Annotated in this window: 22 protein-coding genes; 18 read left to right on the top strand and 4 right to left on the bottom strand. The window is 67.3% G+C overall.

The window, feature by feature from the left end; translation table 11 throughout:
• Positions 1 to 515: 515 nt before the first annotated feature.
• Positions 516 to 1,403 (top strand): NmrA family NAD(P)-binding protein, encoded by an 888-nt coding sequence (locus tag PQB87_RS32925; RefSeq protein WP_489243340.1) that lies wholly within the window; start codon positions 516 to 518, stop codon positions 1,401 to 1,403.
• Between the two features lie 34 nt (positions 1,404 to 1,437).
• On the opposite strand, the gene PQB87_RS32920 is transcribed toward PQB87_RS32925, so the two are convergent.
• Positions 1,438 to 2,640, bottom strand: a complete 1,203-nt coding sequence (locus tag PQB87_RS32920) for a benzoate/H(+) symporter BenE family transporter (RefSeq protein ID WP_489243339.1) — start codon at positions 2,638 to 2,640, stop codon at positions 1,438 to 1,440.
• A 240-nt stretch (positions 2,641 to 2,880) separates the two neighbouring features.
• Positions 2,881 to 3,906 carry a fatty acid desaturase gene (locus tag PQB87_RS32915; protein WP_489243338.1) on the bottom strand — a complete coding sequence of 342 codons (1,026 nt, stop codon included), beginning with the start codon at positions 3,904 to 3,906 and terminating at the stop codon, positions 2,881 to 2,883.
• A 242-nt stretch (positions 3,907 to 4,148) separates the two neighbouring features.
• On the opposite strand from PQB87_RS32915, the gene PQB87_RS32910 reads away from it, so the two are divergent.
• The gene (locus tag PQB87_RS32910; RefSeq protein WP_059684912.1) at positions 4,149 to 4,973 is read left to right on the top strand and encodes a phosphate/phosphite/phosphonate ABC transporter substrate-binding protein; all 825 of its coding nucleotides are present in this window, start codon (positions 4,149 to 4,151) and stop codon (positions 4,971 to 4,973) included.
• Between the two features lie 24 nt (positions 4,974 to 4,997).
• Here PQB87_RS32910 and PQB87_RS32905 read toward each other — a convergent pair whose 3' ends face one another.
• The gene (locus PQB87_RS32905; RefSeq protein ID WP_301861998.1) at positions 4,998 to 5,738 is read right to left on the bottom strand and encodes a GntR family transcriptional regulator; all 741 of its coding nucleotides are present in this window, start codon (positions 5,736 to 5,738) and stop codon (positions 4,998 to 5,000) included.
• A gap of 1 nt (position 5,739) precedes the next feature.
• Positions 5,740 to 7,428, bottom strand: coding sequence for a sigma-54-dependent Fis family transcriptional regulator (locus PQB87_RS32900; protein ID WP_301862000.1), 1,689 nt, complete (start codon positions 7,426 to 7,428; stop codon positions 5,740 to 5,742).
• A gap of 304 nt (positions 7,429 to 7,732) precedes the next feature.
• Here PQB87_RS32900 and PQB87_RS32895 point away from each other — a divergent pair, with 304 nt between their 5' ends.
• The 16 genes from PQB87_RS32895 to PQB87_RS32820 all read left to right on the top strand — a co-directional run bounded on the left by PQB87_RS32895 (position 7,733) and on the right by PQB87_RS32820 (position 20,455).
• Positions 7,733 to 7,945: a phenol hydroxylase subunit gene (locus tag PQB87_RS32895; RefSeq protein ID WP_226127088.1), complete on the top strand. Its 213-nt coding sequence runs from the start codon at positions 7,733 to 7,735 to the stop codon at positions 7,943 to 7,945.
• 16 nt (positions 7,946 to 7,961) lie between these two features.
• Entirely contained in the window at positions 7,962 to 8,957 is a 996-nt protein-coding gene (locus PQB87_RS32890) for a ferritin family protein (RefSeq protein ID WP_059684920.1), read from the top strand.
• A 35-nt stretch (positions 8,958 to 8,992) separates the two neighbouring features.
• Positions 8,993 to 9,262: an MmoB/DmpM family protein gene (locus PQB87_RS32885; RefSeq protein WP_059684923.1), complete on the top strand. Its 270-nt coding sequence runs from the start codon at positions 8,993 to 8,995 to the stop codon at positions 9,260 to 9,262.
• A gap of 38 nt (positions 9,263 to 9,300) precedes the next feature.
• Entirely contained in the window at positions 9,301 to 10,851 is a 1,551-nt protein-coding gene (locus tag PQB87_RS32880; protein ID WP_059695187.1) for an aromatic/alkene/methane monooxygenase hydroxylase/oxygenase subunit alpha, read from the top strand.
• A 69-nt stretch (positions 10,852 to 10,920) separates the two neighbouring features.
• On the top strand, positions 10,921 to 11,277 hold the full coding sequence (locus tag PQB87_RS32875) for a phenol hydroxylase subunit P4 (RefSeq protein ID WP_233344518.1): 357 nt from the start codon (positions 10,921 to 10,923) through the stop codon (positions 11,275 to 11,277).
• A gap of 25 nt (positions 11,278 to 11,302) precedes the next feature.
• Positions 11,303 to 12,367, top strand: a complete 1,065-nt coding sequence (locus PQB87_RS32870; RefSeq protein ID WP_233344519.1) for an NADH:ubiquinone reductase (Na(+)-transporting) subunit F — start codon at positions 11,303 to 11,305, stop codon at positions 12,365 to 12,367.
• Between the two features lies 1 nt (position 12,368).
• Positions 12,369 to 12,755 (top strand): 2Fe-2S iron-sulfur cluster-binding protein, encoded by a 387-nt coding sequence (locus tag PQB87_RS32865; RefSeq protein ID WP_059684929.1) that lies wholly within the window; start codon positions 12,369 to 12,371, stop codon positions 12,753 to 12,755.
• Positions 12,752 to 13,696 (top strand): catechol 2,3-dioxygenase, encoded by a 945-nt coding sequence (locus PQB87_RS32860; RefSeq protein WP_059684930.1) that lies wholly within the window; start codon positions 12,752 to 12,754, stop codon positions 13,694 to 13,696. Before PQB87_RS32865 ends, PQB87_RS32860 begins: the two co-directional genes overlap by 4 nt.
• A gap of 21 nt (positions 13,697 to 13,717) precedes the next feature.
• Complete coding sequence (locus tag PQB87_RS32855; RefSeq protein ID WP_059684932.1) at positions 13,718 to 14,167, top strand: GlcG/HbpS family heme-binding protein; 450 nt, start codon at positions 13,718 to 13,720, stop codon at positions 14,165 to 14,167.
• Positions 14,168 to 14,235: 68 nt separating this feature from the next.
• A complete protein-coding gene (locus PQB87_RS32850; protein WP_175830952.1) occupies positions 14,236 to 15,747 on the top strand; it encodes a 2-hydroxymuconic semialdehyde dehydrogenase in 1,512 nt (503 codons plus the stop codon).
• Between the two features lie 28 nt (positions 15,748 to 15,775).
• Positions 15,776 to 16,558, top strand: a complete 783-nt coding sequence (dmpE, locus tag PQB87_RS32845; RefSeq protein WP_059684934.1) for a 2-oxopent-4-enoate hydratase — start codon at positions 15,776 to 15,778, stop codon at positions 16,556 to 16,558.
• Positions 16,559 to 16,598: 40 nt separating this feature from the next.
• Positions 16,599 to 17,519: an acetaldehyde dehydrogenase (acetylating) gene (locus PQB87_RS32840; protein ID WP_059684935.1), complete on the top strand. Its 921-nt coding sequence runs from the start codon at positions 16,599 to 16,601 to the stop codon at positions 17,517 to 17,519.
• Between the two features lie 40 nt (positions 17,520 to 17,559).
• Positions 17,560 to 18,606 (top strand): 4-hydroxy-2-oxovalerate aldolase, encoded by a 1,047-nt coding sequence (gene dmpG, locus PQB87_RS32835; RefSeq protein WP_111938566.1) that lies wholly within the window; start codon positions 17,560 to 17,562, stop codon positions 18,604 to 18,606.
• Positions 18,603 to 19,391 (top strand): 2-oxo-3-hexenedioate decarboxylase, encoded by a 789-nt coding sequence (gene dmpH / locus PQB87_RS32830; protein ID WP_060068268.1) that lies wholly within the window; start codon positions 18,603 to 18,605, stop codon positions 19,389 to 19,391. The genes dmpG and dmpH overlap by 4 nt, the downstream gene beginning before the upstream one ends.
• 14 nt (positions 19,392 to 19,405) lie before the next feature.
• Positions 19,406 to 19,597 carry a 2-hydroxymuconate tautomerase gene (gene thmT / locus PQB87_RS32825; RefSeq protein ID WP_059684940.1) on the top strand — a complete coding sequence of 64 codons (192 nt, stop codon included), beginning with the start codon at positions 19,406 to 19,408 and terminating at the stop codon, positions 19,595 to 19,597.
• Positions 19,598 to 19,633: 36 nt separating this feature from the next.
• A complete protein-coding gene (locus PQB87_RS32820; protein ID WP_111938565.1) occupies positions 19,634 to 20,455 on the top strand; it encodes an alpha/beta fold hydrolase in 822 nt (273 codons plus the stop codon).
• Positions 20,456 to 20,464: the final 9 nt, after the last annotated feature.

The raw sequence follows: 20,464 nt of genomic DNA, 5'->3' as shown, positions 1-20,464 counted from the left end.
ATTTGTGCGGTTGGTTGTTAGCCGCAGGTTAGAACGTGATCAACTGTCAAATTTATTCGCGCTCAGTAACTCGCAAAAGTTCGGTGCGGCGTTTCGACATGGTGCCCAAAGCCTGAGTCGGAAGTGGTGTTTCGGCAGCGCCAACGAAATCGCGATCATCTGAGACTTAGTTCTTTAGACATGAGTCTCGGGTGATCAGCGTTGCACATTCTCGTCGTCGAACTCATCCCACTCAGCGTCAGCCGCTTCACCAGGGTGGCCAGCCGTCAAGGCGATCAGCCGCAAGCAAATACCGACTCCGGGTGGCTCTTGTATTCGCATTGTTTCGCTCCCGTCCCCTTGATTACAAAGACCGTGAGGTGTCGAACGCGTGCTACTGGGGTTTATCCAGTTCCGCGAAAAATCGTCAGACGTTGAATCGTTCGTCCATTTCTGTCCGATTCATCCGTTTGTGTCCGACACCCGGGCTCTCCAACCCGACAATCACCCCACCTTCATCCCCCCAGGAGCGGATCGTGTTCGTGATCTTCGGAGCATCAGGCAACGTCGGCCAGTCGACCGTGACGACCTTGCGCAACGCCGGCCATCCCGTGCGCGCGGTGTTGCGCGACGCACGCCATCGTGAACGCTTCGCGCAGCTTGGCTGCGATGTCGTGATCGCCGAGCTGACGGACGTGAACGCGGTCGCATCTGCAATCGACGGCGCACAGGCCGTACAGATACTGTGCCCGGTACCCGTCGCCGACCCCGATCCGGCCGCGACGATGACGCGGACGATCGACGTCGCCACCGCCGCACTCGCCGCAAACCCGCCGCCCGCGCTGCTCGCCCTGTCGGATTACGGCGCGGAGCGCGAAGGCAACACGGGCATCACGCGTCTGTTCTATTACCTCGAGGAACGGCTGAGAACGATCCCGACGCAATTGACGCTGCTACGTTCGGCCGAGCATCTGCAGAACTGGGCGCGCGTGCTGCCGGTCGCGCTCGGCACCGGCGTGCTGCCGAGCTTTCACCATCCGGTCGGCAAGGTGTTCCCGACGGTCTGGGCGCCCGATGTGGGCGTCGTCGCGGCGCGGCTGCTGCTCGATGCGCCAGAAGGCGGCAACGGGCCGCGCATCGTCAGCGTCGAAGGGCCGCAGCGGGTGAGCGTGACGACGATTGCCGATACGCTCGGCGCGGCGGCCGGCCGTGCCGTCGTCGCGCGCGAACTGCCGCGCGACACCTGGGCCGCGACGTTGCTGCGCGCGGGCCTCGGCGAACGCCATGCGCAGTTGATCGTCGATCTCTACGACGTGCACAACGCCGGACAGATCGACGTCGAGGCGGGCGTGTCGGAGCGGCTTTACGGGGCGACGGCGCCGGCCGATGCACTCGTGCAGCTATTGCGCCAGCACGCGCGCTGAGCGACGCGGCGGCGAGCGTTGCGCGCGTGGCGCATCATGCCTGTCGCCGCACCTTGTTCAGTACCGCATACGAAAACGACCCGATCACGATCCCCCAGAACGCGGAACCGAGCCCGAGCCACGTCATGCCCGACGCGGTCGCGAGGAACGTGATCACCGACGCCTCGCGGTGATTCTCGTCCTCGAAGATCCCGTGCACGTTCGCGCCGATCGCGCCGATCAGCGCGAGCCCCGCGAGGATCGCGACGAACGCCTTCGGTAGCGCGAAGAACACCGTGACGATCGTGCCCGCGAAGAGTCCGCCGACCAGGTAGAACGCACCGTTCGCGAGCCCGGCGACGTAGCGCCGGCCCGCATCCTCGTGCGCGTCCTTGCCGGTGCACAGCGCCGCGGTGATCGCCGCGACGACGATCGTGATCCCGCCGAAGCACGCGACCACGAGCGACATCACGCTGGTCGCCGTGATGATCGGGCGCGCGGGCGTGTGATAGCCGGACACGCGCAGGATCGTCATGCCCGGCAGGAACTGGCCGGTGAGGCTCACGACGACGAGCGGCAGCGCGAGGCTGAGCGTCGTGCCGAGCGCCCATTCGGGCGCGATGAAGATCGGGTGCGCGATGCTCGGCGACACGTTGCCGAGATGCGTCATCCCGAGCGCCGTCGCGAGCGCGGCGCCCGTCAGCAGCACGAGCACGATGCTGTAGCGCGGCAGCAGGCGCTTGAAGATCACGTAGGCCGCGATCATCCCGAACGCGAGCGCGGGCTGCTCCGATGCGGCGGCGAACGCGTGCGTGCCGAACGGCAGCAGGATGCCGGCCATCATCCCGCACGCGATGCCGCGCGGAATGTGACGCACGAGCCGGTCGAAATAGCCGGTCACGCCGATCAGCAGGATGATCAGCGCGGCCGTGATATAGGCGCCGACGGCCTGGTTGAGCGTCAGTTGCGGAAACAGGCCGACGAGCAGCGCGGTGCCGGGTGCCGACCATGCGGTGACGACCGGCACCTTCAGCTTCCAGCTCGCGAACAGGCCCGAGATGCCCGCGCCGATCGAGATCGCCCAGACCCACGACGACACCATTTCATTGGACACGTGCGCGGCCTGCGACGCCTGGAAGAAAATCGCGAGCGGGCCCGCGTAGGAAATCAGGACCGCGAGAAAGCCCGCGGTGATCGCGGAAACGGACCAGTCGTTGCCGATCGCGCGGATTGCGCCGGGCGGGGAGTTCGGTTGCATCGTCGTCGGGGAATGCGGCGCGCGGCCGCGAGGCATAGCCGGGGCGAATGATTGTTGGAAGCCCCGGATGAGCCGTCATTCTGGGCATTGGCGGCGCAATTGGCAATGCGCGGGCACGAGCGGCATCGTCGGCATTTCGTAAGAAAAATGCGGCGCGTCGGACGAATCGGCGGCCGAACGGCCTGACGCCCGCGTCGCTGAATCCGGCTGCTTCGCGAAGAAGTGCGGCGCCGCCGCACGTCACGTACTGATCTGCAGCACCTCGTCGACCACGGCCACCTTCACCCCGCTCCCCGTCGACAGCGACGCCGTGCCTTCGTCGAACGGATGCACGGGCGTATCGGTCGGCGTCCACGCATGGCGCGCGAGCAACGCGCGATACCCGCCGCGGATCACGAAGCCGCCGCATTTCTTCGCATACGCGTCGCGCCGCATCCGGTACGCGCGCGGCAGGTCGTACCACGGCAGCTTCGGCAGGTCGTGATGAACGAGGTGGTAGTTGTTGTTCAGGTACAGCAGCCGCATCGCGAAGCCGGCCTCGTTGATCGTGATGCGTGCCTTCGGGTGCCGCGCGGCGCGGTGCTCGTACAGCGAGCGGATCATCGCGAGCGACAGCGCGGGCCACGTGACGGCCAGCAGGTAGTACCACCACGGCACGCCGATCTCGCGTTGCAGCCATGCGAGCAGCACGACCGCGCAGGCTACGTGCATGATCCACATCGGCAGATGGCGGAAGTCGCCGCGCCGGAACCTGGCGACCGCATCGGCGACCGTCGCGGCGATGGCGAGCGGCGGCCCCACGACGATTCGTCCGATGAAAGTCTTGCGCGCGACCGTCAGCGCGCGACGCCAGCGCGGCAGCCGCGCCCAGCGTTCGCGCGTCACGTAATTCGTTTCAGGATCGACGCCCGGCACGGTCAGGTCTTCGTCGCGATGATGCTCGAGGTGCGTGTCGCGATACAGCGTGTACGGATACCAGACCGTCAGCGGCGGATAGCCGAGCAGCTTGTTCACGAACGCGGAACGCGTCGGATGGCCGTGCAGCAGTTCGTGCTGCAGCGACAAGTGCCATGCGCCGAGCAGGATCAGCGGCGGCGTCGCGGCCGCGAGCGACAGGTGCCCGTCGCGCACGAGCAGCAGCACGGCCAGCCAGCCGCCGTAGATGACGGCGACCAGCAGCCAGGTCGGCCACTCGGTGCGGGCGGTGAAGCGGGCGCCGAGCGCGGCAATCGCGCGCGCGTGATCGACGTCGAAGTATTCGGCCATGGCGTTGAGGCGGATGGATCGGGCAGTGCGGGGAACGAGCGATGGAACCGGTGCGCTCGGCCCGGTGCGCAGGTGTCTCGCGGATCACGGTCGGCCTGTCCGGCATTGCGCAAGGTGGCAGCGCCGGCAGGCCCTCGAACGGTACCGGGGCGGCGCTGCCGCGCCAACCAATCGATTCGCATTTGCTTATCGTGACGAGGCCGATAAGCATCGGGACCGCCGCCGGTGCGTAGAATGCCCGCATGAACCCATGGATCGCAGTACTGCCGATGTACAACGTGACGCCGCACCACGCCGCCCTGTGGCGCGCGTTGTTGCGCGATGCGCTCGACGCGTTCGCGAAGGCGGGCGGCCCTGCCGGCGTAGCGCTGCCCGATGCGCCGTTCGACGACCTGCATGCGCTGTGGCGGCGCGACGATCTGCTGCTGTCGCAGACCTGCGGCTACCCGTACCGGATGCTCGGATTGCGCGGCGTCGTGCGTTTGATCGCAACGCCCGCTTTCGATGCGGACGGCTGCGACGGAGCGCGCTACAGCAGCGTGCTGGTCGTGTCGGCGCGCGTGCACGCGGGCGGCGCGACGACGCTCGCCGCCTGTCGCGGGCTGCGCGCCGCACTCAACGGCGACGATTCACACAGCGGGATGAACGCATTCAGGCACGCGGTCGCGCCGCATGCGCATGACGGGCATTTCTTCGGGTCGGTCACGCCGGTTGGCTCGCACGTGAACGTGCTGCGTGCGCTGGCGTCGGGCGATGCCGATTGCGGGGCGATTGACTGCGTGACGTTTGCTTATATCCGCGACGCGTTGCCCGATCTGCTGAAGGACATCCGGGTCATCGGTACGACGGCTTCCGCGCCGGGATTGCCGTTCATCGCATCGCGCGCGCTGCCGGAAACACAGGTCGGCGCGTTGCAGGACGCGCTCGATCGTGCGGCGGCCGCCGACGCGCAACGGGCGCGCGTGCTGCGGCTGAAGGGCTTCGAACGGCTGCTGCCGGCCGACTACGACACGATTGCACGGTTCGCGCAGGACGCGGCCGCGCACGGTTATCCCGAACTGGCCTGAGCGCCGCAAGCATGCCGTGAAGCGCTAGAACGGCAGCGTGCCGGGCGGCGCGTTGCGCACCACCGCGAGCGTCGTGCCGATATGGTCCTCGAGCGCGAGCGCCGCGCGCGCATCGGCGCGCCGCATCGCGGCATCGAACAGGCACGTGTGTTCCGCATGCACGTCGCGCTTCGAATCGCCGAGCCCAATGCACACGCGCCGGTACCGTTCGCTTTGCTGCGACAGCATCCGCAGGATCAGGTAGGTCCACGGCGTCGCGGCGGCCGAGATCAGCGCTTCGTGAAAGCGCCGGTTGCAGGCTTCCCACGCGGTCCGGTGCGCGATCGACACCGGTTGTTCCCACGCCGACAGCATCTCGAAGCTCTGGCGCACGCGCTGTTCCCATGCGTCGTCGCCGCGTCGCACGGATTCGCGCAATGCATCGACCTCGATGTGGACGCGCAGCCGTGTGATCGCTTCGAGATCGTCGACCGACATCGGCGTCACGCGAAAGCCGCGCTGCCCTTCGGCGACGACCAGCGCATCGCTGACGAGCCGCGTGAGCGCTTCGCGCAGCGTGCCGGCGCCGACGCCGTACACGTTCTTCAGATGCTCGACGCGCAGCTTCGCGCCCGGCGGGTAGTGGCCTTCGACGATGTGCTGGCGCAGCTGATGGTAGGCATGCTCGCTGAGCGTGCGGGCATGCGGCTCGACGGTATCGTCGGCCGCCGACGCGTCGTCGGGCAGCGTGTCGGTGAACGGGGGCGCGGGCAGGATGGTGTTCATGTCAGGCGTCCTCCTGATCGTGTTTGCGATTGAGGCGGTAGCTGAGCTGCGCGCGTGTCACGCCGAGCAGGCGTGCGGCGGCCGACAGGTTGCCGTTCGCGCGGTCGACGGCTTCATGCAGCAGCGCGCGCTCGAGGCCGTCGAGCCCGCCGCCGCCCTGCAACTGGTCGAGCAGCGTCGCGCAGTCGATCGACAGCGCGGCCGCCGGGCGAATCTGCCCTGCACGGTCGACCGTCGCGCCGCCGGGCAGCCCGACGCCGGGGAACAGGTCCTTCGCGTCGACCGGCCGGTTCGAGCGTGACAGGATCACCGCGCGCTCGATCAGGTTCTCGAGCTCGCGTACGTTGCCGGGCCACCGGTAGCCGCGCAGCGTGTCGTATGCATAGTCGGTCAGCGTGGGCGCCGGCTTGCCGTGCAGCGACGCGAAGCGTTCGAGCATCGCGTCGGCGAGCAGCGCGATGTCGTCCTGCCGGTCGCGCAGCGGCGGGATCAGCACCGGGTAGACGTTGATCCGGTAATAGAGGTCCGCGCGAAAGGTGCCGTCGCGCACGGCCTGTTCGAGGTCGCGGTTGGTCGCCGCGACGACGCGCACGTCGACCTTCCTGCCTTCCGTCGCGCCGAGCCGCTCGACTTCGCCCTCCTGAAGCACGCGCAGCAGCTTGGCCTGCACGTCGAGCGGCAGTTCGCCGATCTCGTCGAGGAACAGCGTGCCGCCGTCCGCGCGCTCGAAGCGCCCGGCGCGCGTGGCCTGCGAGCCCGTGAACGCGCCCTTCTCCGCGCCGAACAGTTCCGATTCGATCAGTGCGTGCGGAATCGCCGCGCAGTTGATCGCGACGAACGGCTTCGCGGCGCGCGGGCTGAGGCTGTGCAGCGCGCGGGCGAACCGTTCCTTGCCGACGCCCGTCTCGCCGGTGAGCAGCACGGCGACCTTGGTCGGCGCGGCCGTTTCGAGCAGCGCGTATGCGGCGCGAAACGCATCGGAGCGCCCGACGAGCTTCGTCCGGCTGTCGTCGGGTGCGATTTCGAGGCGCAGCGATTCGACCTCGGTCTGCAGGTCGCGGATCGTATTGATCAGCGAATCGGCCTTGAACCACGACGAGATTTCCTCCGCATCGGGCCATTCGTCGGCCGGCTTGCCGACGATCGTGCAGTGCGGATCGTGCATGCCGACACAGGACGTTTCCTTGAACAGGATGGTCCGGCCGATGAATGCGCTCGTATAGCCGGTCGCATAGCCGATCAGCATCCAGCACACGGGCTCGGGCTGCGGGCCGAACGTGCGGCGGTGCACGTCGGCTTCCCAGGAATGCTCCCACCGGTACTCGCAATAGAACGCACCGGTCGCAGGGTCCGCTTCGAAACGCAGCGGCGTGACCTGCACCGCGCCTTCGAGCATGTGCAACTGCGGGCCGACATGAAACATGTCGAACAGCGATGCGCCGCTGCGGATCTCGCGCGCGAGCGCGGCGTCCCGTTCGCCGGCGGCAAAACCGACGCGCGTGAAGAATCGCCGCGTCTGTGCCGGGCCGACGCTTTCCATCAGTTCCTGGCGCAGCGTCGCCAGCGCGCCGGCATGGAGCAGCACCATCCGCTGTCCGGCGAGCCAGATGCGGCCGTCGCTCGCCGAAAAATGGATCAGCTTGCGCAGGTCGGTGTCTGGCGGCAAGGGGGGCAGGCTGGGCCGCGTCATGTCTCCTCCGTCGAGATTTCTCGTGATTTTCGAAATTTCCACCAGCGTCGCCCCGGGACACGTGACGGGTTGATCATTTGATCAAATGCGCGAAACCGGGTTGATCAAATGATGAAGAAGTCCGCCTGATCAAGGGTTCGGCGCGATAGTCCGGGCGCGGATCGCGTTCTGGTTAACCGCCATTGTGGATCTCGAATTCAAACTTTACGTCAGGGCTTTCCCTGAATTATCGAGATTTTTTGCAAGGCCGGCCGAGTGTGGCACGGATGCTGCATTGAAGGACGGCATGGAGGCGACACCGAACATGAATCCACCCGACACCGATCTTTCTCCGCTCGACCCGGGCCGCAAGTGCGTCCGCGTGACCGGCACGAACTCACGCGGCTTCGTCGAATTCGAGCTGTCGATCGGCGGCGCGCCGGAGCTGTGCGTCGAGCTGACGTTGCCTCCTGCCGCCTTCGACGCGTTCTGCCGCGAACAGCAGGTCACGCGGCTGGACGTCGAAGCGAACCCATGACCTTGAGGAGCAAGAAGTGACCATCGAGCTGAAGACAGTCGACATCAAGCCGCTCCGGCACACCTTTGCGCACGTCGCGCAGCACATCGGCGGCGACAGGACGGCGACGCGCTACCAGGAAGGCATGATGGGCGCGCAGCCCCAGGCGAACTTCCATTACCGGCCGACGTGGGACCCCGATCACGAGATCTTCGACGCGTCGCGCTCGGCGATCCGGATGGCGGACTGGTATGCGCTGAAGGACCCGCGCCAGTTCTACTACGCGTCGTGGGCAACCGCGCGGGCGCGCCAGCAGGACACGATGGAAGCGAACTTCGAGTTCGTCGAATCGCGCCGGATGATAGGCCTGATGCGCGACGACGTCGCTGCGCACGCGCTCGACGTGCTGGTGCCGCTGCGCCACGCGGCGTGGGGCGCGAACATGAACAACGCGCAGGTCTGCGCGCTCGGCTACGGCACGGCGTTCACCGCCCCCGCGATGTTCCATGCGATGGACAACCTCGGCGTCGCGCAGTACCTCACGCGTCTCGCGCTTGCGATGGCCGAGCCCGACACGCTCGACACGGCCAAGGCGGCATGGCTGACCGGCGCCGCGTGGCAACCGCTGCGCCGCTACGTCGAGGACACGCTGGTCGTCGCCGATCCGGTCGAGCTGTTCGTCGCGCAGAACCTCGCGCTCGACGGGCTGCTTTATCCGCTCGTATACGACCGCTTCGTCGATGAACGGATCGCGCTCGCGGGCGGCTCGGCCGTCGCGATGCTGACCGCGTTCATGCCCGAATGGCACACGGAATCGAACCGCTGGATCGACGCGGTCGTGAAGACGATGGCGGCCGAATCGGACGACAACCGCGCACTGCTTGCCCGCTGGACGCGCGACTGGTCCGCCCGGGCCGATGCGGCACTCGCGCCGGTGGCGGAGCTGGCGTTGCGGGACGACGGTCGCGCGGCGCTCGACGAAGTGCGCGAGCTGTTCCATGCGCGCATCGCGAAGCTCGGCATCGCGTCCTGACGACGGGCGTCAATCACTCAAACAGGGAAACCAGCATGTCCAACGTATTCATTGCCTTCCAGGCCAATGAGGAGTCCAGACCGATCGTCGAGGCGATCGTCGCGGACAACCCGCTCGCGACGGTGGTCGAGTCGCCCGGCATGGTCAAGATCGATTCGCCGGACCGCCTGACGATCCGCCGCGAAACGATCGAGGAACTGACCGGCACGCGCTTCGACCTGCAGCAGCTGCAGGTGAACCTGATCACGCTGTCGGGCCACATCGACGAGGACGACGACCAGTTCACGCTGAGCTGGTCGCACTGAACGCCGCGCACCGCGCACCGACAACACCGGAGACACGAATGGATACGCCTACGCTCAAGAAAAAGCTCGGCCTGAAGGACCGCTACGCGGCGATGACGCGCGGCCTCGGCTGGGAAACGACCTACCAGCCGATGGACAAGGTATTCCCGTACGACCGCTACGAGGGCATCAAGATCCACGACTGGGACAAGTGGGTCGACCCGTTCCGCCTGACGATGGACGCGTACTGGAAATACCAGGGCGAGAAGGAAAAGAAACTGTACGCGGTGATCGACGCGTTCACGCAGAACAACGCGTTCCTCGGCGTGACGGACGCGCGCTACATCAATGCGCTGAAGCTGTTCATCCAGGGCGTGACGCCGCTCGAATACCTCGCGCACCGCGGCTTCGCGCACGTCGGCCGGCATTTCACCGGCGAGGGCGCGCGCATCGCGTGCCAGATGCAGTCGATCGACGAGCTGCGGCACTACCAGACCGAAACGCACGCGATGTCGACGTACAACAGGTTCTTCAACGGGTTCCATCACTCGAACCACTGGTTCGATCGCGTCTGGTACCTGTCGGTGCCGAAGTCGTTCTTCGAGGATGCGTATTCGTCGGGGCCGTTCGAATTCCTGACCGCCGTGAGCTTCTCGTTCGAATACGTGCTGACGAACCTGCTGTTCGTGCCGTTCATGTCGGGCGCCGCGTACAACGGCGACATGTCGACCGTCACGTTCGGCTTCTCCGCGCAATCGGACGAATCGCGTCACATGACGCTCGGCATCGAGTGCATCAAGTTCCTGCTCGAACAGGACCCCGACAACGTGCCGATCGTGCAGCGCTGGATCGACAAGTGGTTCTGGCGCGGCTACCGGCTGCTGACGCTCGTCGCGATGATGATGGACTACATGCAGCCGAAGCGCGTGATGAGCTGGCGCGAATCGTGGGAGATGTACGCGGAGCAGAACGGCGGCGCGCTGTTCAAGGATCTCGCGCGCTACGGCATTCGCGAGCCGAAGGGCTGGCAGGACGCATGCGAAGGCAAGGACCACATTAGCCACCAGGCGTGGTCGACGTTCTACGGCTTCAACGCGGCGTCCGCATTCCATACGTGGGTGCCGGGCGAGGACGAGATGGCGTGGCTGTCCGCGAAGTATCCGGATTCGTTCGACCGCTACTACCGCCCGCGCTTCGATTACTGGGGCGAGCAGGCGAAGGCCGGCAACCGCTTCTACATGAAGACGCTGCCGATGCTGTGCCAGACCTGCCAGATCCCGATGCTGTTCACCGAGCCCGGCAACGCCCGCAAGATCGGCGCGCGCGAATCGGATTACCTCGGCAACAAGTTCCATTTCTGCAGCGATCACTGCAAGGAAATCTTCGATCACGAGCCGCAGAAGTACGTGCAGGCGTGGCTGCCGGTGCACCAGATCCATCAGGGCAACTGCTTCCCGCCCGATGCGGACCCGACGGCGGAAGGCTTCGATCCGCTCGCCGCGGTGCTCGACTACTACGCGGTGCAGATGGGCCGCGACAACCTCGATTTCGAAGGCTCGGAAGACCAGAAGAACTTCGCGGCCTGGCGCGGCCAGGTCACGAGCAACTGATCAATACGCAACCTTGAACGAGACCGGCGCACGCGCGAAGGCGCGAACGCCGGCCGACAGGAGACAAACATGGCCGTCATCGCGCTCAAACCCTACGACTTCCCGGTGAAGGACGCGGTCGGGAAGTTCCCGGCGCCGCTGCTCTACGTGTGCTGGGAAGACCACCTGATGTTCCCGGCGCCGTTCTGCCTGCCGCTGCCGCCCGACCTGCCGTTCGGCGCGCTCGCGCGCGACGTGCTGCCGCCCGTCTACGGCTACCACCCGGATTTCGCGAAGATCGACTGGGATCGCGTCGAGTGGTTCCGCTCCGGTGAGCCGTGGACGCCGGACTCCGCGCAGAGCCTCGCCGGCAACGGCCTCGGGCACAAGGACCTGATCAGCTTCCGCACGCCGGGCCTCGACGGCCTCGGCGGCGCGAGCTTCTGACCGCCACGCGGACGAGCGAACCATCATGAGCCACCAACTTACCATCGAGCCGCTGGGCGTCACGATCGAGGTCGAGGAAGGACAGACGATGCTCGATGCCGCGCTGCGCCAGGGCATCTACATTCCGCACGCGTGCTGTCACGGCCTGTGCGGCACCTGCAAGGTCGCCGTGCTCGACGGCGAGACCGATCTTGGCGACGCGAACCCGTTCGCGCTGATGGATTTCGAGCGCGAGGAAGGCAAGGCGCTCGCATGCTGCGCGACGCTGCAGGCCGACACCGTGATCGAGGCCGACGTCGACGAGGAGCCCGACGCGGAGATCATCCCGGTCAAGGACTTCGTGGCCGACGTCACGCGCATCGAGCAGCTCACGCCGACCATCAAGTCGATCCGCCTGAAGCTGTCGCAGCCGATCCATTTCCAGGCCGGCCAGTACGTGCAGCTCGAAATCCCCGGGCTCGGGCAGAGCCGCGCGTTCTCGATCGCGAACGCGCCGGCCGATGTGGCCGCCACCGACGAGATCGAGCTGAACGTGCGTCAGGTGCCGGGCGGCCTGGGCACCGGCTACCTGCACGAGCAGCTGGCGACCGGCGACCGTGTGCGGCTGTCGGGCCCGTACGGCCGTTTCTTCGTGCGCCGCTCGGCCGCGCTGCCGATGATCTTCATGGCCGGCGGCTCCGGGCTGTCGAGCCCGCGCTCGATGATCGCCGACCTGCTCGCGAGCGGCGTTACCGCGCCGATCACGCTGATCTACGGCCAGCGCAACGCGAAGGAGCTTTATTACCACGACGAATTCCGCGCGCTGGCCGAACGCCACCCGAATTTCACGTACGTGCCGGCGCTGTCGGAAGGCGCACCGGACGCGGGTGACGGCGTCGCGAACGGCTTCGTGCACGACGTCGCGAAGGCGCATTTCGGCGGCGACTTCTCCGGCCATCAAGCCTACCTGTGCGGGCCGCCCGCGATGATCGACGCGTGCATCACCGCGCTGATGCAGGGGCGCCTGTTCGAGCGCGACATCTATCACGAGAAGTTCATTTCGGCGGCCGACGCGCAACAGACGCGCAGCCCGCTGTTCCGGCGGGTGTGACGTGGACGCGGGCCGTGTGTGCGCGACGGTGACGATCGCGCAGACCGACGAGCGCTACGCATGCGGCGCCGGCGAATCGCTGCTGGCCGGCATGGCGAAGCTCGGCCGGCGCGGCATCCCGGTCGGCTGCCTGAACGGCGGGTGCGGCGTGTGCAAGGTGCGCGTGCTGCGCGGCGCGGTGCGCAAGCTCGGGCCGGTCAGCCGCGCGCACGTGAGCGCCGAGGAGGAGGACGACGGTTATGCGCTCGCGTGCCGCGTGACGGCCGACGGCGACGTCGAACTGGAAGTGGCCGGCCGGCTGAAGAAGCCGTTTTTCTGCGGATCGGCCTGTGCCGGGACGCCGGAACGCCGGAACTCAACAAGTAACCAAGGAGGAGACTCACCATGAGTGTGATGCGTATTGGTCATGTCAATCTGAAGGTGATGGACATGGAAGCAGCGCTGCGTCATTACATACGCGTGCTCGGCATGCAGGAGACGATGCGCGACGCGGCCGGCAACGTCTACCTGAAATGCTGGGACGAATGGGACCGCTATTCGCTGATCCTGTCGCCGTCCGACCAGGCCGGGCTCAAGCATGCGGCCTACAAGGTCGAGCGCGATGCCGACCTGGACACGCTGCGGCAGCGGATCGACGCGTACGGGATCAAGACCGAGATGCTGCCGGAAGGCGCGTTGCCGGCCATGGGCCGCCAGCTGCGGTTCCTGCTGCCGAGCGGGCATGAATTGCGCCTGTTCGCGCAGAAGGAGCAGGTCGGCACGGCCGTCGGTTCGCTGAATCCCGATCCGTGGCCCGACGACATTCCGGGCTCGGCCGTGCACTGGCTCGACCATTGCCTGCTGATGTGCGAGCTGAATCCCGAGACCGGCGTGAACCGTGTCGAGGAGAACACGCGCTTCATGGCCGAGTGCCTCGACTTCCATCTGGCCGAGCAGGTGATGGTCGGCCCGGGCAACACGATTCGCGCCGCGACGTGGATGTTCCGCAGCTCGACGCCGCATGACATCGCGTTCGTCGGCGGCCCGCGCAACGGCCTGCATCACATCGCGTTCTTCCTCGACGACTGGGCCGACGTGCTGAAGTCGGCCGACGTGATGGCGAAGAACAAGGTGAAGATCGACGTCGCGCCCACGCGGCACGGCATCACGCGCGGCACGACCATCTACTTCTTCGATCCGAGCGGCAACCGCAACGAAACCTTCGCGGGGCTCGGCTATCTCGCGCAACCCGATCGCCCGGTCACGACCTGGACCGAGGACGAACTCGGGCGCGGGATCTTCTTCCACTCCGGCGAGCTGAACGAAGCGTTCACGACCGTCTACACCTGACCCGCGAAGGAGCACAGCGTCATGGCACGGAACGATTCGACCCGCAGCGTCGCGTTGCGCACGATCGACTGGCCGGCCGCCGCGCGCGCCGCGCACGCGGCGGCAGAAGCGGCCGAACGGCTCGGCGTGCGCGTGAACGTCGCGGTGGTCGATGCGGCGGGGCTGCTCGCGGCCTTCGTGCGGATGCCCGGCGCGCCGCTGCATTCGATCGACATCGCGATCGACAAGGCGTACACGGCCGCGAGTTTCGGCGTGCCGACCGGCGGCTGGCACGACGCGCTGGCCACGCATTCGGACGCGGTGCGGCAGGGGCTCGTCTTGCGCGCACGCTTCGTCGCGTTCGGCGGCGGCTTGCCGATCGACGACGACGGCGCGCGGATCGGCGGCATCGGTGTGTCGGGCGGCAGCGAGGCGCAGGACGAACAGTGCGCGCACGCGGGCCTCGCTGCCGCCGGCTTCCGCGCGCGATGACGCACGGCACGCGAACGCGCGGAACGAACCCACCGGATCACGGATTCAAGACACTCGACAGACACATCATGTACGACACCGAACCCATCGCCGCGACGCGCGGCCCCGCCGGCGGGCAGCCGGACGTGCGGCTCGTCCGCAATTTCATCGACGGCAGCTATCGCGCCGGAGAACGCTGGTTCGACAAGCGCTCGCCGCTCGACAACGCGGTGATCGCGCGCGTGGCCGAAGCGAGCCGCGCCGACGTCGACGCGGCCGTCCACGCGGCGCGCGCGGCGCTGTCGGGGCCGTGGGGCGGCTTCACGGTCGCACAGCGCGTCGAGATCCTGTACGCGGTAGCCGATGGCATCACGCGCCGCTTCGACGATTTTCTCGAGGCCGAAGTGGCCGACACCGGCAAGCCGGTGAGCCTCGCGAGCCATATCGACATCCCGCGCGGCGCCGCGAACTTCAAGGTGTTCGCCGACATCGTGAAGAACGTGCCGGGCGAAACCTTCGAAATGGCGACGCCGGACGGGGCGGGCGCGCTCAACTACGCGATTCGCCGCCCGGTCGGCGTGGTCGGCGTGATCTGCCCGTGGAACCTGCCGTTGCTGCTGATGACGTGGAAGGTCGGGCCGGCACTCGCGTGCGGCAACACCGTGGTCGTGAAGCCGTCGGAGGAAACGCCGCAGACGGCCGCGCTGCTCGGCGAAGTGATGAACGCGGCGGGCGTGCCGCGCGGCGTCTACAACGTCGTGCACGGCTTCGGGCCCGATTCAGCCGGCGAATTCCTGACGACCCATCCCGGCGTGAACGCGATCACGTTCACCGGCGAGACGCGCACCGGTGCGGCGATCATGAAGGCGGCCGCCGACGGCGCGCGGCCCGTCAGCCTCGAGATGGGCGGCAAGAACGCGGCGATCGTGTTCGCCGATTGCGATTTCGACGCGGCCGTCGAGGGCACGTTGCGCTCGTGCTTCGCGAATGCCGGGCAGGTGTGTCTCGGCACGGAGCGCGTGTACGTCGAGCGCCCGCTGTTCGAGCGTTTCGTCGCCGCGCTGAAGGCAGGCGCCGAGGCGCTGCGGCCGGGCCGCCCGGAAGCGGACACGACCGGCATCGGCCCGCTGATCAGCCAGGAACACCGCGACAAGGTGCTGTCGTACTACCGCAAGGCGACCGAACTCGGCGCGACGGTCGTGACGGGCGGCGGCGTGCCCGACCTGCCGGACGACCTGCGCGGCGGCGCATGGGTACAGCCGACGATCTGGACCGGCCTCGGCGACGATTCGCCGATCGCGCGCGAGGAAATCTTCGGCCCGTGCACGCTCGTGATGCCGTTCGACTCTGAAGCCGAGGTGATCGGCCGCGCGAATGCGAACGTGTACGGGCTGTCGACCGCGATCTGGACGACCAGCCTGGCCCGCGCGCATCGCGTCGCCGCGTCGATCGACGTCGGCATCGCGTGGGTCAACTCGTGGTTCCTGCGCGACCTGCGCACCGCATTCGGCGGTGCGAAGCAATCGGGCATCGGCCGCGAAGGCGGCGTGCATTCGCTCGAGTTCTACACGGAACTCCGCAACGTCTGCATCAAGCTTTGATCCACCCGTTACCGACCGGAAAACGCTTATGGACTCCACATTGATTACCACGCTGGGCGACCGGCTGTACGACGCGATGACGTCGCGCATGCCCGTCGCGCCGCTGACGTCGCAGCACGAGGACCTGTCGATCGACGACGCGTACCGGATCCAGCAGCGCTTCGTGCAGCGCCGCCTGGACGCCGGCGAGACCGTCGTCGGCAAGAAGATCGGCGTCACGTCGAAAGCCGTGATGGACATGCTCGGCGTGTACCAGCCCGATTTCGGCTACCTGCTGTCGGGCATGGTGGTCGGCGAGGGCGAATGCATCGCACTCGACACGCTGATTCAGCCGAAGGCCGAGGGCGAGATCGCGTTCGTGCTGAAGCGCGACCTGCTCGGCCCCGGCGTGACGAACGCGATGGTGCTGGCCGCGACCGAATGCGTGATGCCGTGCTTCGAGATCGTCGATTCGCGCATTCGCGACTGGAAGATCCGCATCGGCGACACGGTGGCCGACAACGCGTCGTGCGGCGTGTTCGTGCTCGGCGACCAGGCGGTGAGCACGCGCCGCGTCGATCTCTCGACCTGCGGGATGGTGCTCGAGAAGAACGGCGACGTGATCGGCACCGGCGCCGGCGCGGCCGCGCTCGGCTCGCCGGTGAACGCCGTCGCGTGGCTCGCCAATACGCTCGGCCGCCTCGGCATTCCGCTGAAGGCCGGCGAGGTGATCCTGTCCGGCGCGCTTGCCGCGATGGCGCCGGCCGGGCCCGGCGACAACTTCCGCGTGTCGATCGGCGGGATCGGCGCGTGTTCGGTGCGGTTCGCGTGAGCGGCGCCGTTTCCATTCAATCGCAAACGAGGACATCCCCATGACCCGAAAGATCCGTTGCGCGCTGATCGGCCCCGGCAACATCGGCACCGACCTGCTCGCCAAACTCATGCGCAGCCCCGTGCTCGAACCCGTCTGGATGGTCGGCATCGATCCCGATTCAGACGGCCTGAAGCGGGCGCGCGAACTCGGGCTGAAGACGACCGCGGAAGGCGTCGACGGCCTGCTGCCGCACGTGCAGGCCGACGGCGTGCAGATCGCGTTCGATGCGACGAGCGCGTACGTCCACGCGGAGAACAGCCGCAAGCTCAACGCGCTCGGCGTGCTGATGATCGACCTGACGCCGGCCGCGATCGGCCCGTACTGCGTGCCGCCCGTGAACCTGAAGGATCACATCGGCTCCGGCGAGATGAACGTCAACATGGTCACCTGCGGCGGCCAGGCGACGATCCCGATGGTGCGCGCGGTGTCCCGCGTGCAGCCGGTCGCATACGGCGAGATCGTCGCGACCGTGTCGTCGCGCTCGGTCGGCCCCGGCACGCGCAAGAACATCGACGAATTCACGCGCACGACGGCGGCGGCGGTCGCGCAGGTCGGCGGCGCGCAGGCCGGCAAGGCGATCATCGTGATCAACCCGGCCGATCCGCCGCTGATCATGCGCGACACCGTGCATTGCCTGACGGAAAGCGCGCCGGACGAAGCGCGCATCGTCGAATCGGTGCACGCGATGATCGCCGACGTGCAGCGCTACGTGCCGGGCTACCGGATCGTCAACGGGCCGGTGTTCGACGGCAACCGCGTGTCGATCTACCTCGAGGTCGAAGGCCTCGGCGATTACCTGCCGAAATACGCGGGCAACCTCGACATCATGACGGCCGCCGCCGCGCGCACCGCCGAGATGTTCGCCGAGGAACTGCTGGCCGGCCGCCTCGCGCTCCAGCCGGTTGCACAGGCAGCCTGACGCGCGCTTCTCCCATGACCGGACGAACAAGGAAACGGCAATGAATCTCAAAGGCAAGCGAATCACCGTCCACGACATGACGCTGCGTGACGGCATGCACCCGAAGCGTCACCGGATGACGCTCGACCAGATGCGCGCGGTCGCGACCGGGCTCGATGCGGCCGGCGTGCCGCTGATCGAAGTCACGCACGGCGACGGGCTCGGCGGCTCGTCGGTCAATTACGGCTTCCCCGCGCACACCGATGCCGAATACCTCGGCGCGGTGATCCCGCTGCTGAAGCGCGCGAAGGTGTCGGCGCTGCTGCTGCCGGGCATCGGCACCGTCGATCACCTGAAGGAGGCGCATGCGCTCGGCGTGCAGACGATCCGCGTCGCGACGCACTGCACCGAGGCCGATGTGTCCGAACAGCACATCGCGATGGCGCGCAAGCTCGGCATGGATACCGTCGGCTTCCTGATGATGAGCCACATGAACAGCCCGGAAGGGCTCGTGAAGCAGGCGAAGCTGATGGAGTCGTACGGCGCGAACTGCATCTACATCACCGATTCGGCCGGCTACATGCTGCCCGACGACGTGAAGGCGCGCCTCGCCGCGGTGCGCGACGCGCTGCAGCCGGATACCGAACTCGGCTTTCACGGCCACCACAACCTCGCGATGGGCGTCGCGAACTCGATCGCGGCGATCGAGGCCGGCGCTAACCGGATCGACGGCGCGGCGGCCGGCCTCGGCGCCGGCGCGGGCAACACGCCGCTCGAGGTGTTCGTCGCCGTGTGCGAGCGGATGGGCATCGAGACCGGCGTCGACGTGTGGAAGATCCAGGACGTGGCCGAGGACCTCGTCGTGCCGATGATGGATTTCCCGATCCGCGTCGATCGCGACGCACTGACGCTCGGTTATGCGGGCGTGTACGGGTCGTTCCTGCTGTTCGCGAAGCGCGCGGGCGACAAGTACGGGGTCCCGGCGCGCGACATCCTCGTCGAGCTGGGCAGGCGCGGGATGGTCGGCGGCCAGGAAGACATGATCGAAGACACGGCATTGACGCTCGCGAAGGCACGCGCGGCGCAAGCGAAGCGGGAGGCTGCATGAACCTGACCAACGAGACCGTCGAATCGCTCGCCGCGCATCTCGACGACTGCATGCGCGAAGCGCGCGACACGCCGAAGATCACCGACCGGCATCCGGAGATGGACTGGGACGACGCATACGCGGTCCAGGACGCGATCCGACGCCGGCAGCTCGCGCGCGGCGCACGGATCGTCGGCTACAAGGCCGGCCTGACCTCGCACGCGAAGATGCGCCAGATGGGCGTCGATACGCCCGTGTTCGGCTTCCTCACCGATCTCTACGACCTGCCCGACGGCGGCGAGTGCGACACGTCCGCGCTGATTCACCCGAAGGTGGAGCCCGAGATCGCGTTCGTGACGAAGGCCGAGCTGAAAGGCCCCGGTTGCCACATCGGTGCGGTGCTCGCCGCGACGGATTTCGTCATCGCCGGCATCGAGGTGATCGACAGCCGTTACCGCGACTTCAAGTTCGACCTGAAGAGCGTGGTGGCCGACAACACGTCGGCCGCGCGCTTCGTGGCGGGTGGGCGCCCGTTGCCGGTGGACGGCGTCGATCTGCGCACGCTCGGCGTCGTGCTCGAGAAGAACGGGCTGCCGGTCGCGTTCGGTGCGGGCGCGGCCGTGCTCGGGCATCCGGCCGCCGCGATCGCGATGCTCGCGAACCATCTCGGCGCGCGCGGCGAATCGATTCCGGCGGGCAGCCTGATCCTGTCGGGCGGCATCACCGAGGCGGTGGCCGTCGCGGCCGGCGACAGCGTGACGCTGCGCGTGCAGGACATCGGGTCGGTCGGCCTGCGTTTCATCTGACGGGGAGGCCGATCGTGCCGGTTGCTCATCTGTACATCCTGGAAGGCCGCAGCGACGACAAGAAGGAACGCCTGATCGCCGAGGTCACCGAAGCCATCCATCGCTCGCTCGACGCACCGGTCGAATCGGTGCGCGTGATCATCACCGAGATGCCGAAGGCGCATTTCGGGATCGGCGGGCAGAGCGCGAAGCAGCGCGGGCGCTGATGCGCCGCGCCTACATGAATCGACTGGGGGAGCGTCATGTCATCCAATCCTGAAATCGGCCGCCGGATCGTCGCCGGCGGCATCGACACGAATTATCACGACGTCGGCGACGGCCCGCCCGTGCTTCTGATCCACGGCTCGGGGCCCGGTGTCACGGCCTATGCGAACTGGCGGCTCACGATGCCGGCGCTTGCGCGGCAGTTCCGCGTGATCGCGCCGGACATGGCCGGCTTCGGCGAAACCGAACGTCCGGCCGGATACCGTTATTCGATGGCGCACTGGGTCGATCACGCGTTGGGCTTGCTCGATGCGCTCGACGTCGAGCGCGCGCACGTGGTCGGCAATTCGTTCGGCGGCGCGCTCGCGCTGGCACTCGCGATCCGCGCGCCGGAGCGGGTCGGCAAGCTCGTGCTGATGGGCGCCGCCGGCACGCGCTTCACGCTGACCGAAGGGCTCGACGCAGTGTGGGGTTACACGCCGTCGATCGCGAACATGCGCGCGCTGCTGGATATCTTCGCGTTCGATCGCACGCTCGTGAACGACGAGCTCGCGAAGCTGCGCTACGACGCGAGCGTGCGGCCCGGCTACCAGGAAGCGTTCGCGAACATGTTTCCCGCGCCGCGCCAGCGCTGGGTCGATGCGCTCGCGAGCGACGAGACGCGGTTGCGTGCGCTGACGCATGACACGCTGATCGTGCACGGCCGCGAGGACCGCGTGATTCCGCTCGAGAGTTCGCTGAAGCTGATGGAATGGCTGCCGAACGCGCAGCTGCACGTGTTCGGCCGCTGCGGGCACTGGACGCAGATCGAGCATGCGGCGCGCTTCAACCGGCTCGTGATTGACCACTTCAACGAGTAACGCATCGGC

Source organism: Burkholderia sp. KL41 (assembly GCF_057005415.2).
The sequence above is the reverse complement of the archived record's forward strand: the minus strand, read 5'-3'. Positions and strand labels throughout refer to the sequence as shown.